2 protein-coding genes are annotated in these 1,068 nt (G+C 42.1%); both read right to left on the reverse strand.

The window, feature by feature from the left end; translation table 11 throughout:
• Positions 1-363: hypothetical protein (locus ACEN2L_RS20710; protein WP_441745970.1), on the reverse strand; the 363-nt coding region annotated here is incomplete at its 3' end.
• A gap of 87 nt (positions 364-450) precedes the next feature.
• A partial coding sequence (locus ACEN2L_RS20715) for a cation diffusion facilitator family transporter (protein ID WP_441745971.1) occupies positions 451-1,068 on the reverse strand: 618 nt, incomplete at its 5' end.

Consider the following 1,068-nt stretch of genomic DNA (forward strand, 5'->3'; position numbering starts at 1 on the left):
CGGTGCATCTATTACTTTTGATAAGTAATAGAAACCGTGATGGGTGGTAACAGCATCGAGTTCGATACCATTGATGTGTCCAAGCCATTGGGCATGGGTTCCGTGACAATGACCACAGTGGTGGCAATCAGCGGGATTGTGAGAAATATCTACGGTGACGTTATTAGTATCGGCTTGTTCGTTAGATTGTAATTGAACATGCGTATTCGCAGAAGCGGTGTTATCTCCCGCTTGATGTTCGTGTATTTCGCTTAGATGTTGCGAGTCGATAGCATGAAAATCCAAGGAATTGGCGACAGCCGAAAACGACTGAAACAAAATCAGCGAAATCAACAGGTAACTTGCCACCCTCACACTAAACATATCTATCTACTCTCATCATTTTTATGTTAACAGCTTATCGAACTAAGACCAATCGACCAACCGCAACAAAGTATTTCAATCCTAACATTACTCATCTCGACAATCTTCATTGGCAAATTCAATTTCAATGGTAGTGTGCACAAAATCAAACTCATCAAGTCCGTGGCGAAGTTCGTCTTTGAGTGTTCTCAATTGAGAAACAGAAACATCTTTTTTCAACGCCACATGTACGGTCATGACGCTATGTTCACCGTCCAACGACCAAATATGAAAATGATGTATATCCGCCACATCAGCGTTTGACATGAGCACTTTACGCACTTCCTCCATCTGCGTAATATCTGGCGTGGCTTGCAAGAATAACAATAAGGTTTCTTTTAGATTTCTGACGACATTGAATAAAATGAATAATGTAAAGCCAATAGATAAAATGGGATCCAAGATCGCCCATGACTTGAACATCAGCACAATCGATACGATCAGCACTGCCACCCAACCCAATACATCCTCTAACAAGTGCCAGTTTAAGATACGCTCGTTTAAAGAATTCCCTTCGCTGAGTTTATACGCGGCAAAACCATTTACGGCGATGCCAAAAATTGACAGCAACAACATGCCTTCCACCTGTGGCATTTCGGGTGCTGAAAGCCTAGGGATAGCTTCGAATAAGATCCATATTGAGCCAGTCGTTAACACTAACCCGTT

The organism is Flavobacterium sp. W21_SRS_FM6 (assembly GCF_052119645.1).
Lineage (GTDB): Bacteria > Pseudomonadota > Gammaproteobacteria > Enterobacterales > Alteromonadaceae > Paraglaciecola.